Here is a 15,097-nt window from a genome sequence, read left to right on the forward strand (position 1 = left end):
GCCAGCTTTTATAAACCCCATTCAGCCTCGCTGAGCAAATCATCCACCAGCATAATTTCCATAGGTTAAAAAAAATTAGAGCGCTCATAAGCGAAGCATCTGTTCGTTTAATTTAGAGGAAGTTTGACGACGGCCAGCCAGAATTCCTCAATTAACCTGACTACTTTAGTAAATTCTATGAAGTCTACCGGTTTTGTTATGTAACAGTTGGCGTGGAGGGAGTATGACTTAAAAATATCTTCCGGCGCTGCTGAAGTGCTGAGAATTACTACAGGAATTAATTTTAAGTTGGGGTCAGTTTTAATTTCTTCTAGCACTTCAATACCGCTTTTTTTCGGCAGATGCAAATCGAGCAAAATCAAATCAGGACGAGGTACCCTGAGATAGGGCTCTTTTTGGCGCAAAAACTTGATTGCTTCGACTCCATCCTCCACAAAATGCAAGTTATTCAATATTTTACCCTGACTGAGGACTTCTCTTGCCAAATCCGCATCGCTGGGAGAATCCTCAATCAGCAGAATTTCTATAGGTCTAACAGTGCTTCGATCGCTCATAACTGGCGTATCCTTTAAAGTATAAAAACAAAATTGAATTTTGAGGCTTCAGGTACTAATTATAGGAATAGTGAAGTAAAAAGTCGCTCCTTTTCCCTCTTGGGATTCCACCCAGATGCGACCGCCGTGGCGTTCAACAATGCGCTTGCACATCGCCAAACCTATACCAGTACCGGAATATTGGCGGCGTCCGTGCAGGCGTTGAAAAATGATGAAAATGCGATCGGCATACTGCGGATCGATGCCAATGCCGTTATCGCGGACACTGAACACCCATTCACTCTCTTGCCTGCAGGCAGCGATATGAATCAACGGGATATCTTGGCGACAAAATTTGATGCTGTTGGCGACCAAATTTTGGAATAATTGCACCAGTTGAAATTCATCCGCCATCACGGTTGGCATCGCGTCGCAGGTGATTACAGCTTTTGTTTCGGCGATCGCAATTTGCAAATTGCACATAGTTTGCTTAACCACAGCGTTGCAGTCCGCCTGCTCAAACTCCTGACCCCTCGTTCCCAGGCGCGAATACGCCAACAAATCGTTAATTAACTGCTGCATTCTGGTGGCGCCATCGACAATATAATGAATATACTTATCTGCGCGATCGTCCAAATTTCCTTGATAGCGCTGGGCAAGCAATTGAGTGTAACTGGTAACGGCTCGGAGCGGTTCTTGCAAATCGTGGGAAGCCACATAAGCAAATTGTTCTAATTCCTCGTTGGAACGCTTCAAATCTTCTGTCAGTTGCAGCATTTGCTGCTCTGCTTCTTTGCGGCTTGTAATGTTGTAAACCAAGGCGCAACAAGACAGCAGATTATCCTGGGAGTCCATGACTGGACTGGTAGACATATGAGTCCAAATATCTTTGCCGTCCTTGCTTTTGAATTTAAATTCGTGTTGATCGCCAATACCTTGCTTCCGTCGCTCGATATGATCGAGAGCTTTTTCTTTTTCCGATTTGTCCATGAACTCAAAAAGTGGGCGACCGAACATTTCTAATTCACTATAACCTAGCATACGCGCCATTGCGTGGTTTACGTAATTCGTGAGACCATTTCTGTCAATTACCCAAATACCTTCTTCTGCTAATTCAACTATTTGCCTGTACTTAAATTCGCTTTCCTGCAAAGCTGTTTCAGTTAGTTTGCGCTCAGTGATATCTTTCATAAAACAGTGGTGGCCGTTAAATATCCCTTGTGCGTCGCAAGATTTTACCATCGTTAATTGCTTATAAAAAAACGAGCGATTTTTTCGGACTCCTCTAGCTTCAACTTCTACTTTCCCAGAAATTAACATTTCCTGATAAGCTGAGAGCATCATCTCAACATCGCCCGGATGTACGGTAAGCTGCCATTCCATGCCAAGCATTTGTTCCGGTTCGTAACCGCATTTATGAGCGTAAGCTCGGTTAACCTTCACGTAGCGTCCCTCAATATCAAGCAGCGAAATGCCTTCCACGGTATTTTGCATGGCATTTGTGAGGTCACGCAGCTCTTTTTCTGCTTGTTTGCGATCGCTAATATCCTGACCAATACCCAAAAAACCGTTAATATTTCCGCTACTATCAAATAAGGCCGTCACCGACAGCAGTACCGGAAACCGCGAACCATCTTTGCGAATATAAGTCCACTCATTTTCGTCCGCGATTTCCCGGCACGGCAAGGTAAATAATACTTGAATTCCCGGCTCTATTTTAACTCCCAATTCTTGAGAAAGAACTTCAGCTCTTTGAGCGACCTCCAGAGGCTCGTGAATTATTGCTATGGTGACTTTCCCCACTACTTCTTCTAGCGAATAACCTAAAAGTTGCTCTGCCGCCCGATTAAATGTTTTAATTGTACCGTCGGAATCGGTAGAAATAATTGTGTAGTTAGCGCTATTAAGAATAGCATTTTGCAGTTGCGTCAATTCCAACAAAGTGAGAGCAATTTTTTCGCGGTAAGCTATTTCTTTTTGCAATTGGTGGTTAGAAATTTCGATTTGAGCAGTGCGCTCAGAAACTCGATGCTCCAGAGTTTCATTGAGCCGTCGATTTTCCTCTTCTATCTGCTTGCGTTCTGTAATATCAGTAATAGTACACACATAACTTTTAACCTCCCCATTTTCTCCGATTTGACCGACAGATTGACCGAATACCCAACTGATTTGAGGGTGATTAATGCCTTGAAAGCGGTACTCAGATTTAAACGGCAATTTCTCCTGCGCGGCGCTATACCATTCAGAACAAACCCGATCGCGATCGTCTGGATGAATGCCTTGCAACCACCCTTTGCCCAAAGCTTCATCACAAGTTATTCCCGAAATTTGACACCAGCGTTCGTTGACATACAAGCAGTCTCCTCCAGCATCTGCATAAAATATTCCCACCGGCGAAGCTTCAGTTAAAGTTTGATAGCGAGCTTCCGTTTCTCGGCGTTCAATTATTTCTTTTTGCAGTATTGAATCGATCATCCCTAATTGAGTTGGACTCAGGAGAGTTAAGGCTTGGGGAACGAAAGGAATTAATGCAAAAGCGGTGTAACCAGAAATCGCGGCGGTAATAATTTTTAGAATCCCAGAAACCCAATAAACAGGATGCCAAAGCGTCCAAACTTCCATCACATGAGTAGTGCCGCCGGAGATAATAAAGGCTGCAAACAGCCAAAAGATATTGCGAAAGGGCAAGTCTTTTCGCTGAAAGATAAAATAATAAATTAGCGAGAGGGGTATTGAATAGTAAGCCAGGGCAATGATAGAGTCTGACACTATGTGGAGTGCGACTAGCTCTGGCGGCCAAAGGTAACAGTAGCCTTGAGGAATATAATTTCCCGTGAATAACAGGTGATTTAAAAAATTCCAAATCATAAACGGAATGGCAAATGGGGAAGGAGTAATTTAAGGCAATAACTTATAACTTATCTTAACTCTCTGAAATATACAGTTATGGAGGCACGGGGGGCTAAAAACCCGGTTTCTTCATAAAAATCTCGTTGCCAAACCGAATATAGTGGTAGAAACTGGTTTTTCTTCCGTAAGTCTTAATATAGCAATTCTCAATGATTCGCGAGCTGTAGCGAGCTCTAGGTTGGGTATAACTCATATGTTGCACCATTCTCAATCCTTTTATGAACAGGCTTTTCGGCCTGTTCCACAAGAGATGAATTTTCTTGTGGAACAGGCAGAAAAGCCTGTTCCTGACAATGGTGCAAGATGTGAGGTATGACGAAGTGAAACCCTAGATGCCGATTTTAGATTTTAGATTTTAGCTTTTCCTTCCTTCTTCCTTATCTTCTAAATAACTAAAGCCTTCTTCCATCCATCCGTTACATCGGAAGGAAGCGAATCCGTTGCCGAACTTCTTCCTTCTGCTATAAAAAATGGGGCGAGCCCGAAGCCCGCCCCACCAAAAATTATGCTGCTGCTATTAGCCCAACAGCGCCTGAGCCTTAGCTACCACATTATCAACGGTGTAGCCAAACTTTTCTAAAGCAACCGGGCCCGGTGCAGAAGCACCGAATCTGTCAATACTGAGGCTATCGCCTTCAGAACCCAAATAACGTCCCCAGCCGAAGCTAGAACCTGCTTCAACGGCCAACCGCTTAGTAACAGCTTTCGGCAGTACAGATTCGCGGTAAGCGGCATCTTGTAAGTCGAACAATTCCCAGCAAGGCATCGAAACTACGCGCACTTTATTACCTGCGGCGCGCAATTTTTCAGCGGCATCAACGCAGAGGTAGGTTTCGCCGCCGGTGCCGATTAAAATGATGTCGGGAGTGCCGCCGTCGTCGGACAAAATGTAAGCGCCTTTGGCTGTTCCTTCGATCGAACTTCCGGCCAAGTTGGGCAGATTTTGGCGCGACAAAGCCATTAAAGTTGGGCGAGTGCGGCTTTCAACGGCCACTTTGTAAGCGCCGGATGTTTCGTTACCATCCGCAGGGCGCATTACCAACAAATCGGGAATTACGCGCAGAGAAGCGATGGTTTCCACGGGTTGGTGAGTTGGGCCGTCTTCGCCCAAGGCTACGGAGTCGTGAGTCATTACGTAAATAACTCCAGCTTCCGAGAGTGCAGAGAGGCGAATTGCTCCCCGCATATAGTCAGCAAATACCAAGAAAGTGGCGCAGTAAGGAATTAAACCGCCGTGCAAAAGCATACCGTTGGCGATCGCACCCATGCCGTGTTCCCGCACACCAAAGCGCAGGTTACGTCCTTCGTACTGACCTTTTTGGAAGTCTTTTTCACCCTTAAGCAAAGTCATGTTAGAAGATGCCAAGTCAGCGGAACCGCCGATCAATTCAGGTAACACACCTGCCAAAGCATTCAAACATTTTCCAGAATGATTCCGAGTCGAATCGGCTTTATCTTCTGCCTTGTATGTCGGCAAAACTTTATCCCAACCTTCAGGAAGTTTGCCGGCCACTGTGCGCTCATATTCTGCTGCTTCTGCAGGATATGCTGCTTTATAAGCATCAAAAGCTTTCTGCCATTCTTGCTCAGCTTGAGCACCGCGATCGACTGCTTTGCGGAAGTGTGACAAAGCATCATCAGGAATCTCAAACGGTGCGTGTTCCCACTTCAAGAAATCACGAGTTGCTTTCACTTCATCGGTACCCAAAGCAGCACCGTGAGAACTGTAAGAATTGCGCTTGTTAGGAGAACCGTAACCAATAACTGTGCGGACTTTAATCATGGACGGTTTGTCCGTGACTTTTTTGGCTTCTTCAATAGCTTTGTGAACTGCTTCTAGGTTAGTATCTTCGTCTAGAGCGGTATTGTCTACTGTAATAACGTGCCAATTGTAAGCTTCAAAACGCTTGCCCACATCTTCAGTAAAGGCCAAGCTTGTGTCGCCTTCAATAGAAATGTGATTGTCATCGTACAAAGCAATTAATTTGCCGAGTCCGAGGTGTCCGGCCAAAGAACAAGCTTCGCCAGAAATGCCTTCCATGTGGCAGCCGTCACCCATGATGACATAGGTGTAGTGGTCAACAATTTTATGGTCGGGCTTGTTAAACTTAGCAGCGAGGTGAGCTTCTGCCATTGCCAAACCGACGGCATTAGCAATTCCTTGTCCCAGGGGGCCAGTGGTAACTTCTACGCCTTCGGTGACGAAGTTTTCGGGGTGTCCGGGGGTTTTGGATTCCCACTGACGAAATTGCTTGATGTCGTCGAGGGTGACGCTATCGTAGCCGGTCAAGTACATGAGGGCGTACTGTAGCATACAGCCGTGGCCGGCGGAGAGGACGAAGCGATCGCGGTTAAACCATTTGGGGTTTTTGGGGTTGAACCGCATGAACCGATCCCACAGCACGAAGGCCATAGGGGCAGCGCCCATCGGCAGTCCCGGGTGTCCTGATTTTGCTTTTTCTACCGCATCGATGGCCAAAAAGCGGATAGAGTTGATGCAGAGTTCTTCGAGTGATTGGGTTGCAACAGCCATAATTCTGGTTTTTATATGTTAAGAGAGAGTGTGTGTGGTCGATTCTGACAGAGGTGCGATGAGCCGAGTTCGATCGCTCGCGTTTCTGCTGTTCAGTTTCTGTGGAACTGCCGTGAGGCTGCACTACATATCATCTCACCTGTTGCGATCGACAGACAACTTAATTTTTTAATGTTTCGGTCGCTTTGTGCAGTCGATTGTAAATTTTTATCGGAGATATTTCTGGGGCGAGTGCGGATCTGTGAGATCGGGGTACGAGAGGGTGTAACTTATTTATTTGGCAAATTGGCTCTCAAAGCCACCCAGTTATGATAGAGTTTGGTGTTTCTGACATTTTGCAGCTCGATCGCGAACAGGCAAGATGCCTGTTCCACAAAGAGGAATTTTCGTGTGGGGCGTTGATTTGAGCAACGCTCGATCGCACGATCGCCAGAATAGTGCAAGATGTCAGATATTTGTAATTTTAATCAGGCAATAACTAATGACTCTCAGTGAAGCCGAAGTCCGCAGTCAAAAAGTAGACGAACTGCGATCGCAAGGCATAGAACCGTATCCCAGTGAATCCTACGCGCGATCGCACACAGCCAAGCAAGTTCGCGAAATATTTAGTCAGCCGGGAAAAGAACTCGAAAACGGACAAAGTGACCCCGAAGAAATTTCCCTGCGATTAGCTGGCCGCATCACTTCCAAGCGAGACAGCGGCAAAATTGGTTTCATCGATTTAAAAGACGCCACAGACAAAATTCAACTCAAAATCGAGAAAGCAATCGTCACCGGCGAAGTCGGTTTGAGCTTTGAACAAATTAAAAAATTGCTCGATGTCGGCGATTTTGTCGGCGTCGAAGGTATCGGCTGCCGCACCCCCAGGGGAGAACTTTCTATTTTAGTGAGGGAATTAAAGCTTTTATCAAAAGCTACCATTCAATTTCCCGATTCTTATTACGGAATTAACGACCCCGAAGTTTGCCGCCGTCACCGCGAAATGGATTTGGCAAGCAACCAAGATGCGCTCAACCGTTTTATGCTGCGAAGCCGCATCGTTCAAAGCATCCGTTCCTATCTCTGGCAAGCCAATTTTTACGAAATAGAAACGCCAACACTCCAAGCTATTTACGGCGGTGCTGCTGCTAAGCCATTCATCACTCACCACAATGCTTTGGAGGTGGATTTGTATTTGCGAGTCGCTCCAGAATTATTCTTAAAAAGAGCAATTTGCGGCGGTTTCGAGCGAGTATTTGAACTAGGGAAAGCATTTAGGAATGAGGGCATTGACAGCACCCACAATCCTGAGTTTACCTCTTTAGAAGTTTACCAAGCTTATGCTGATGTTTTCGACATTTTAGGAGTTGTCGAAGACGTGATATGTTTCGCAGCGGCGGCGGTATTTGGGGATGTCAAGGAAATTGAAAATCAGGGGGAAACGATTAGTTTAGAACGCAAGTTCGACTACAGCGAAAAATATCCCGGTTTCAAGGGCAAACACTGGCAAGTGAAAACGATGGTAGAAGCTGTCAGAGACGAGTTTGGGCTGGATTTTGACAGTTTGGACTTGGAAAGTGCGAGATCCTCTGCAACCAAGCTAGAATTGCACCTGTCTAAGTTAGAACAACAGAGTTTAGGCTACGTGCTGTATGCAGTTTTTGACAAATTAGTTGTTCCCAAACTAATTCAACCTACATTCATCATCGACTACCCTGTTGAAGTCAGTCCCTTAGCAAAAGGACATCGCAGCAAGCCGGGATTTGTAGAACGTTTCGAGCTGTTTATCAACGGTACAGAATACTCGAACGGCTTCTCAGAATTGAACGATCCGAAAGAGCAAAGAAAGCGGTTTGAGGAACAGTTAGCACAGAAAAATGCGGGCGATGATGAAGCGCATCCAATGGATGAAGACTTTATTCAAGCTTTATCTTTGGGAATGCCTAATTGTGCGGGAATGGGTATCGGTGTAGACAGATTGGTGATGCTTTTAACTAATACTCAAAGCATCCGCGATGCGGTGATGTTCCCGACAATGCGGCCGGTCAAAGATTGATTCGTAATTTTTTGTAGGGGCGGGTTCACGAATAACATTTAATTCCCACAAACAATCTATATAAACCCGCCCCCACCCGACAAATAACCTACATCAACCTTGACTTCGATCAAATACTAAAAATGTGCATTGCGATTTACCGTTGGAGGGGGGCGGGTTTATTTATATCGTCAATTATTGGCTAATATTTTGGTGAAACCCGCCCCTACAATTATGCAGAAAATGTGCATTGCGATTTACCGTTGGAGGGGGGCGGGTTTATTTATATCGTCAATTATTGGCTAATATTGTTGGTTAACCCGCCCCTACAATTATGCAGAAAATGTGCATTGCGATTTACCGTTGGAGGGGGGCGGGTTTATTTATATCGTCAATTATTGGCTAATATTGTTGGTTAACCCGCCCCTACAATTCTACGGAAAATGTGCATTTTGATGGCGGGCTGGGAGGGGGCGGGTTTATATAGATTGTCAATTATTGACAGGTATTTTGGGTGAACCCGCCCCTACAAGCCTGAATTTAACAGATTTGATATCACCGCATAAACGAACCGACAACACCGTTCATATCTTCAGCCAAAGGATTTCCCAAAGCCTTAAACTTCCACTCGCCGCCTTCTCGATAGACTTCTCCCATCAACATATTTAATTTTCCTTCATAAGATGGGTCATTTGACAAGCGATAGCGAGCGATTTCTTTGCCTGCGGCATCTACAGCTCTCACGAAAGCATTTTCTACCAGGCCGAAATGCTGTTTTCTCTCTTTTCCATCGTAAATATTTACGCCCAAAATAATTTTGTGATATTCTCCTGGCAAAGAACTCAGTTTCACCACTATTTGTTCGTCGTCTCCCTCTCCCTCGCCCGTGAGATTGTCGCCTGAGTGAACAACTGTTTTGTCCTTTGACTCCAAATGAGAGTAATAAATTACATCCTCTTTGTAGTTCTTTATTTTGCCATTTTCTCCCAACAGCATAGCGTAGGAATCTAAGTCAAAATTTGCACCGCTGCTTCGGCCGAAAAGACCTTTTTTAGTTTGTGCCACATCCCAGCCCAAACCCATTGTCAGTCTGGACAAGTCGTATTCGCTTTTGCTGAGAACTATTGATTGTCCTTTTGTTAAGTTGATAGCCATAGTTTTGTGATTTTGTAAGGTTTATGGTGAAGTTGAATGATTGCCCTAAGCTAGCATTTTGTTTGTCGGCAAAAGCTGTTTCTAGGGTAAGAGATTTTTGATTCGTGCTGATTTTACCCAATTCGGATATTCTGCTGTCAACAAATCGTATAATTCCTCATCGGCAATATGTTCCGGGTCTTCTAAACTGAAGAAATCGGCGTTGTCTAGGTAGCGATCGCCCATTTGGTCAAGCTGCTCTAAAAAGCTAAAATCGCTCGCTACTGCTCTTGCTAACCACCCGCGAACTCCCTTACTTTTGACATCTTTCTGCGACTTACCGATCGCCATAAACTGCCAAAATATCGGCTCATAGGACGACCATTGTAGCTGCTGCTTGCTTTCCGATTCGTCGGCTGTTTCTCCATCAGTTACAAACATGACGTAGACAGGTCTATCGGCTTTAATACCTGCGTAGCGCCTGCTACCCCTACCGTCAGGAAAATAGAAGTTTCTAATTTCCTTCATCACTTTACCGTAGTAAGTACCTCCTTCTAAAGGATACTGTTGCAGTATATGGTCGATGAAGTTTGAGAAATTGTCGATCGACATTTCACCGGGATTGTGTGGGTTCACTCCAAACAGAAATATGTCGATCGCTGCGTTGTCATCAAACCGACATCCCAAAGCCAAAATCTTCTCTGCCAAACGCTGAATTTTTCCTGAACTGTATAGCGAAGACATGGAACCAGAAATATCAAGGCAAAGCGCTACTTGAGCATTGTGATTTGTTAGATTTGCTTTCTTGAGCGAGATATCTGCTTTCTTAGCGAGATTGAAAATGTGCGGCGCTTTCTCCTGAAGCTTTTTGTCTAATGCTATAGCTTTCTGACTTTTGTGGCTATCTTCAATAACTGGTAATCTAGGCAGTTCTACTGTACGTTGTGCAGGTTTTTCTGGCTGTTGAATCTCTGAATGATACTTGTCAACAAAACTCTGCAACCCTGCTTTATATCCTTGTCCTACGGCCTGAAATCTCCAAGCTGCCTCTTTTTTATACAACCGTCCAAACTCGACTGCTGTTTCTTCAGAAAAAGCTTCTGTTAAATCATAGCGCGCTAGTTCGCTGCCGGTTTGGCGATCGTACAATCGGATAAAAGCATTTCTGATTTGGCTAAAATTTTGATGTTTAGCTTGTGCGTCGTGAATCGTGACCACAAAAACCATTTCCTCAACAGCAGCCGTTACTTTTTCCAAGTCTACATCAATTGTCTCGTCATCCCCTTGAGTTTGACCGGTTTGATTATCTCCCGAATGGGCGATCGCTCCGTCCGGCGACTGCGAGTTATTGTAAAATACAAAGTATCTTTCATCGGGGATTTTGCCGTCCGTACCTAATGCAAAAACCGAGGCATCGATATCGCAGCTTTGCTGGTTTGAGTCTGAAAAATTTAGTTCAGTTGCTATTTCCCATCCCAGGGCGATCGCAACTTTTGTTAAACTTGGAGATGTTTTAGAAAGATTAAATCTTTCGCCCTTCTTTAATTGAATTCCCATCTGGTTTGTCACCTCATGAGTCTGGCTTAAAATCGAGGGAAATATTCCTGCTTCCGAATTTCCCCTCGATTTATTTAGTTAGGAGCGATCCTCTTCGAGGGCTTCGCTAACGACCTTTTATCCGGCATACTTATCTACAAAGCTTTGCAAGCCGGAATTGTAGCCTTCTCCTACAGCTTGAAACCTCCACTCGCCGTCTTTCTTGTAAAGTCTGCCAAACTCTACCGCTGTCTCCCTAGAAAAATCCTCGTCCAAATCGTACTTCGTTACTTCTGTGTTAGTAGTAGTGTCGTAAATCCTGATAAAAGCATTCCGCACTTGACCGAAGTTTTGCCTTCTCAATTCTGCTTCGTGGATAGTTACCACAAACACAATTTCTTGCACCGCCGGATCGACTTTGGTTAAATCGACTGTAACGGTTTCATCATCGCCAAATCCTTCTCCGGTTCTGCTATCTCCCAGATGTATTACAGAAGTGTCCGGCGACTCCTTGTTGTTGTAGAAAACAAAGTATTTTTCGCCGGGAATTTTGCCAGTAGCCCCCAACATAAACACGGAAGCATCTAAGTCAAACGCTGCGCCGGTGTCTGTAGCATTGGTATCCCATCCCAAACCAATCCCGGCATTTTTTAGCCCCGGTGCTTCTTTAGAGAGATTGATTCTCCCGCCTTTTTCTAAGTTGATAGACATTTGCTCTCCTGTTTGCAACATCTCTGATATTACTGCTAACAATTATACCAACTGTCAGAGCAGCTTGACAAATTGCTTTTGGTACTCGTCCTCGGTCAATCGATTTTAGATTTTAGATTTTGGATTTGGGATTTTGGATTGGAGAATTGCTCCCGTATGGTCAGAGCAGCTTGACAAATTGCTGCTGGTACTCATCCTCAGTCATCAGTTCGTGGGTATTTTCCACCCTGTCTAAAAACACGATTCCATCTAAATGGTCGTGTTCGTGTTGAAAAATTCGGGCCACAAAGTCTGTCAATTCTTGTCGGTGGAGTTTGCCGTCTCTACTGGTGTATTCTATCTCGATCGCCCTACTTCTCGGCACCAATCCCCGAATCCCCGGAATGCTCAAACAGCCTTCCCAGTCTTTGACTGTCTCTGTTGATGCAGCCACAATCCGGGGATTAATCATCGCTGTGGGCTCCATGTTGGGTGCTTGGGGATACCGCAGGTTGGGGCGAGATGCGACGATGAACAGGCGATCGGACTGAGCCGCTTGAGGGGCGGCAATCCCCACTCCGTTTGCCTGCTGTACTGTAAATATTAAGCTGTCAATCAACTCTTGAATGCGATCGTCTTTAATATTCTCGACAACTTGCGATCGGCGGCGCAATACGGGATTTCCTAATTGTGAGATTTGTAAGATTTCTGCCATAGTTATTGGTTAGTCCTTATTGGTTATTTGTTGTTACCGTTTTGTCGGTTGAATGGAGGAACAAAATCTAACTTACTCACTCAATAATTAATCCGTGTATCCGTGTCCTAATCCGTGTCGTGCTTTCCTTCTTATCCAACTTTTTGAACCGGCAAACTTCCCGTTTTAACAGTCAAATTAACTATTTGCCCGTTACGGTTAATTTCCATTTGCAACAGCCCGCCAACCTTAGCATTTTGCACGAACTCCTGAACAGCTTCCGACTGAATAATCGGCTGATTATTAATTTTTTGAATCACATCTCCAGCCCGCAAACCGGATGCGGCTGCCGGAGAATTAGGAACAACGCTAACAATAGCCACACCCCGATCGACTGCAACTCGCAGGCTGCTGGTAGCATTGCTGTTAATTTGCTGCTTAACCTCTGGATTCAGCGTCGCCATTTCAATGCCTAAATAAGCGTGTTCGACTTTCCCCGTCGTAATCAGTTCCTTCGCCACCTGTTGGGCCGCCTGAATGGGAATCGCAAACCCCAGTCCTTGAGCACCTTGAATAATCGCCGTATTCATGCCAATAACTTCGCCCGAAGCATTCAGCAGCGGGCCGCCAGAATTCCCCGGATTAATTGCAGCGTCTGTTTGAATAAAACCGATCCGCTTGTCGGGTACGCCCACATCAGTGCTCGATCGCCCCGTAGCGCTAATAATCCCCGCAGTTACGGAATTGTCCAAACCCAAAGGATTGCCAATGGCGATCGCCCATTCCCCAGACAACAGCTTATCCGAATTGCCGATCGTCACCACAGGTACATTATTCGCCTCAATCTTCACCACAGCCACATCCGTCACCTTATCCGCCCCCAACACCCGCCCCTGAAAGCTGCGGCCGTCCCTGAGAGTTACATTTACCGTATCGGCTCCCTCTACAACGTGAGCGTTAGTGAGAATCAGGCCGTCGGCACCGATGACAAAACCCGAACCAGTGCCCCGTTCGATCCCGCCCCGGCCACCCGAATTCGGTTCTATCCCAAAAAAATCTTCCGGCGACAGCCCTCTATTTCCCGGTTTCACCAGGCGCGAAGCATCGATCCGAACCACTGCCGGGCCAACTTTTGCCACCGCAGCCACAATAAAATTCACATTAGCCGCGTCCCCCGACAAGGGAACCGGCGGCAAGACTTTCCTAGCTTGATCCTTTGTATTAGGAGGCAGTTGCAATTTCGGTTCTAGCGCCCTTTGTCCAGAATCGCCAGAATTTGCACGAAATTGAGAAACCGTCAGACGATCGCCCAACATGGCGGCCCCGGCTCCCGTTACCAGCAGCAATATGTAAATTGCCGGTTGCTTCCAAAATTTGCCAGTAGAACTCTTCATTGCCATGTTTTAAGGCTTTCCTGCCAAATCTAAATATTTGCTGAGCAGCTCCCCGATAGCTGGCGCAGGACTGCAGAGCCGCCAAATTTGTGGGCGATGGCGTCGGGCCCTGGCCCGTGCTACGGCAGACTCCCTTAAACTTTAGCATCTGAGGACTAAACTCTCTAGACTGTAGAATTAATATCTTGAATGCCGATCGGCAGAGGTGAGCAGTGGACATTCCCCTCGAAAGTCTGTGGAATCAGATACTTGAACGTCTCCAGGTACAACTGAGCAGACCTAGCTTTGAGACGTGGATCAAAACTGCCAGGGCAGAACAACTCGAAAATAACTGTTTGATCGTCAGCGCCCCCAACCCCTTTGCTCGCAATTGGTTGCAAAAATATTACAGAGAAATCCTTGCCGATGCAGTCGCAGAAATTCTCGGCTATCCCGTAGACATTTACTTGACAATTGCCGGGGGAAACGAAACAGACGGCAGCAGCGACTCGGCCATAATTTGGCCCTCCCCCATCGCGGATGTCCCGGAAAGCCACTCGCTTCACCCCCCCAAACCCGCCAATTTAAACCCCAAATACCTATTTTCCCGCTTTGTCGTCGGTTCCAACAACCGCATGGCCCACGCAGCCTCCCTCGCGGTAGCTGAGTCTCCCGGCCGAGAATTCAATCCCCTATTTTTGTGCGGTGGCGTTGGTTTGGGCAAAACTCATTTGATGCAGGCGATCGGTCATTATCGCTTGGAAATTGACCCCAACGCCAAGATTTTTTACGTTTCTACTGAGAAATTTACTAACGATTTAATCGCCGCCATTCGCAAAGACAGTATGCAAACTTTCCGCGACCATTATCGGGCGGCAGATGTTTTATTAATAGATGATATCCAATTTATTGAAGGTAAAGAATATACTCAAGAAGAATTTTTCCACACTTTTAATACTCTGCACGAAGCCGGGAACCAAGTAGTTTTAGCTTCTGACCGTCCGCCGCAGCAAATCCCCCGCCTGCAAGAGCGTTTGTGTTCCCGATTTTCCATGGGATTAATTGCCGACATTCAATTGCCAGACTTGGAAACTCGGATGGCAATTTTGCAGAAAAAAGCTGAGTATGAAAATATGCGCCTGCCGCGAGATGTCATTGAATACATTGCTTCTAGTTACACTTCCAACGTTCGGGAATTGGAAGGTGCTTTGATTCGGGCGGTAGCATATCTTTCAATTACTGGTTTGCCGATGACTGTGGAAAATATCGCCCCGGTTTTGAATCCGCAAACTGAAAGTGTAGAGGCAACGCCAGATGCAGTAATTGCAGTTGTGGCTGAGGAGTTTGATGTTTCTGTTGAAGATTTGAAAGGCAGTTCCCGGCGGCGAGAAATTAGTCTTGCCCGTCAAATAGGGATGTATTTAATTCGGCAGCATACTGGTTTGAGTTTGCCGAAAGTTGGCGAAGTGTTCGGTGGCAAAGACCACACGACTGTGCTTTACAGTTGCGACAAAATTGCTCAGTTGCGGAACACTGACCCGAATTTGGCTCAAACTTTGCGTCAGTTGAGCGATCGAATTAACGTTGTCAGCCGCAAAACTTGAACCTCTTTTCACACATTCACTCATGGCGTAGGGTGCGTCGCCACCCTTAAATCTTAAATAGTATCCACAATCTTTG

10 protein-coding genes are annotated in these 15,097 nt (G+C 45.8%); 2 read left to right on the top strand and 8 right to left on the bottom strand.

All coding sequences use genetic code 11. From position 1 onward, the window contains the following. Window positions 1-107: 107 nt before the first annotated feature. The 3 genes from QUB51_RS11760 to tkt all read right to left on the bottom strand — a co-directional run bounded on the left by QUB51_RS11760 (window position 108) and on the right by tkt (window position 5,976). Window positions 108-554, bottom strand: coding sequence for a response regulator (locus QUB51_RS11760; RefSeq protein WP_333056782.1), 447 nt, complete (start codon window positions 552-554; stop codon window positions 108-110). Between the two features lie 48 nt (window positions 555-602). Continuing rightward, window positions 603-3,401 carry a PAS domain S-box protein gene (locus QUB51_RS11765; protein ID WP_333056781.1) on the bottom strand — a complete coding sequence of 933 codons (2,799 nt, stop codon included), beginning with the start codon at window positions 3,399-3,401 and terminating at the stop codon, window positions 603-605. 559 nt (window positions 3,402-3,960) lie between these two features. Then, window positions 3,961-5,976, bottom strand: coding sequence for a transketolase (gene tkt, locus QUB51_RS11770; RefSeq protein ID WP_333056780.1), 2,016 nt, complete (start codon window positions 5,974-5,976; stop codon window positions 3,961-3,963). Between the two features lie 481 nt (window positions 5,977-6,457). Here tkt and lysS point away from each other — a divergent pair, with 481 nt between their 5' ends. Further along, window positions 6,458-8,011, top strand: a complete 1,554-nt coding sequence (gene lysS, locus QUB51_RS11775; RefSeq protein ID WP_333261510.1) for a lysine--tRNA ligase — start codon at window positions 6,458-6,460, stop codon at window positions 8,009-8,011. 534 nt (window positions 8,012-8,545) lie between these two features. Here lysS and QUB51_RS11780 read toward each other — a convergent pair. The 5 genes from QUB51_RS11780 to QUB51_RS11800 all read right to left on the bottom strand — a co-directional run bounded on the left by QUB51_RS11780 (window position 8,546) and on the right by QUB51_RS11800 (window position 13,438). Next, window positions 8,546-9,145 carry a TerD family protein gene (locus tag QUB51_RS11780; RefSeq protein ID WP_333056778.1) on the bottom strand — a complete coding sequence of 200 codons (600 nt, stop codon included), beginning with the start codon at window positions 9,143-9,145 and terminating at the stop codon, window positions 8,546-8,548. Window positions 9,146-9,226: 81 nt separating this feature from the next. Continuing rightward, entirely contained in the window at window positions 9,227-10,681 is a 1,455-nt protein-coding gene (locus QUB51_RS11785; protein WP_333261514.1) for a TerD family protein, read from the bottom strand. A 117-nt stretch (window positions 10,682-10,798) separates the two neighbouring features. Next, window positions 10,799-11,371, bottom strand: a complete 573-nt coding sequence (locus QUB51_RS11790) for a TerD family protein (protein ID WP_333056776.1) — start codon at window positions 11,369-11,371, stop codon at window positions 10,799-10,801. A gap of 160 nt (window positions 11,372-11,531) precedes the next feature. Continuing rightward, entirely contained in the window at window positions 11,532-12,065 is a 534-nt protein-coding gene (gene def, locus QUB51_RS11795) for a peptide deformylase (protein ID WP_333056774.1), read from the bottom strand. Between the two features lie 131 nt (window positions 12,066-12,196). After that, window positions 12,197-13,438 carry an HhoA/HhoB/HtrA family serine endopeptidase gene (locus tag QUB51_RS11800; protein ID WP_333056773.1) on the bottom strand — a complete coding sequence of 414 codons (1,242 nt, stop codon included), beginning with the start codon at window positions 13,436-13,438 and terminating at the stop codon, window positions 12,197-12,199. Window positions 13,439-13,650: 212 nt separating this feature from the next. On the opposite strand from QUB51_RS11800, the gene dnaA reads away from it, so the two are divergent. Next, window positions 13,651-15,021, top strand: a complete 1,371-nt coding sequence (gene dnaA, locus QUB51_RS11805) for a chromosomal replication initiator protein DnaA (protein ID WP_333056772.1) — start codon at window positions 13,651-13,653, stop codon at window positions 15,019-15,021. Window positions 15,022-15,097 lie beyond the last annotated feature (76 nt).

Source organism: Microcoleus sp. AT8-A3 (assembly GCF_036705675.1).
Classification (GTDB): Bacteria; Cyanobacteriota; Cyanobacteriia; order Cyanobacteriales; family Microcoleaceae; genus Microcoleus.

What these genes read in the sequence shown, in the direction of transcription:
- QUB51_RS11760 (WP_333056782.1), bottom strand. Translation starts at nt 554, where the DNA reads ATGAGCGATCGAAGCACTGTTAGACCTATAGAAATTCTGCTGATTGAG.
- QUB51_RS11765 (WP_333056781.1), bottom strand. Translation starts at nt 3,401, where the DNA reads ATGATTTGGAATTTTTTAAATCACCTGTTATTCACGGGAAATTATATT.
- tkt (WP_333056780.1), bottom strand. Translation starts at nt 5,976, where the DNA reads ATGGCTGTTGCAACCCAATCACTCGAAGAACTCTGCATCAACTCTATC.
- lysS (WP_333261510.1), top strand. Translation starts at nt 6,458, where the DNA reads ATGACTCTCAGTGAAGCCGAAGTCCGCAGTCAAAAAGTAGACGAACTG.
- QUB51_RS11780 (WP_333056778.1), bottom strand. Translation starts at nt 9,145, where the DNA reads ATGGCTATCAACTTAACAAAAGGACAATCAATAGTTCTCAGCAAAAGC.
- QUB51_RS11785 (WP_333261514.1), bottom strand. Translation starts at nt 10,681, where the DNA reads ATGGGAATTCAATTAAAGAAGGGCGAAAGATTTAATCTTTCTAAAACA.
- QUB51_RS11790 (WP_333056776.1), bottom strand. Translation starts at nt 11,371, where the DNA reads ATGTCTATCAACTTAGAAAAAGGCGGGAGAATCAATCTCTCTAAAGAA.
- def (WP_333056774.1), bottom strand. Translation starts at nt 12,065, where the DNA reads ATGGCAGAAATCTTACAAATCTCACAATTAGGAAATCCCGTATTGCGC.
- QUB51_RS11800 (WP_333056773.1), bottom strand. Translation starts at nt 13,438, where the DNA reads ATGAAGAGTTCTACTGGCAAATTTTGGAAGCAACCGGCAATTTACATA.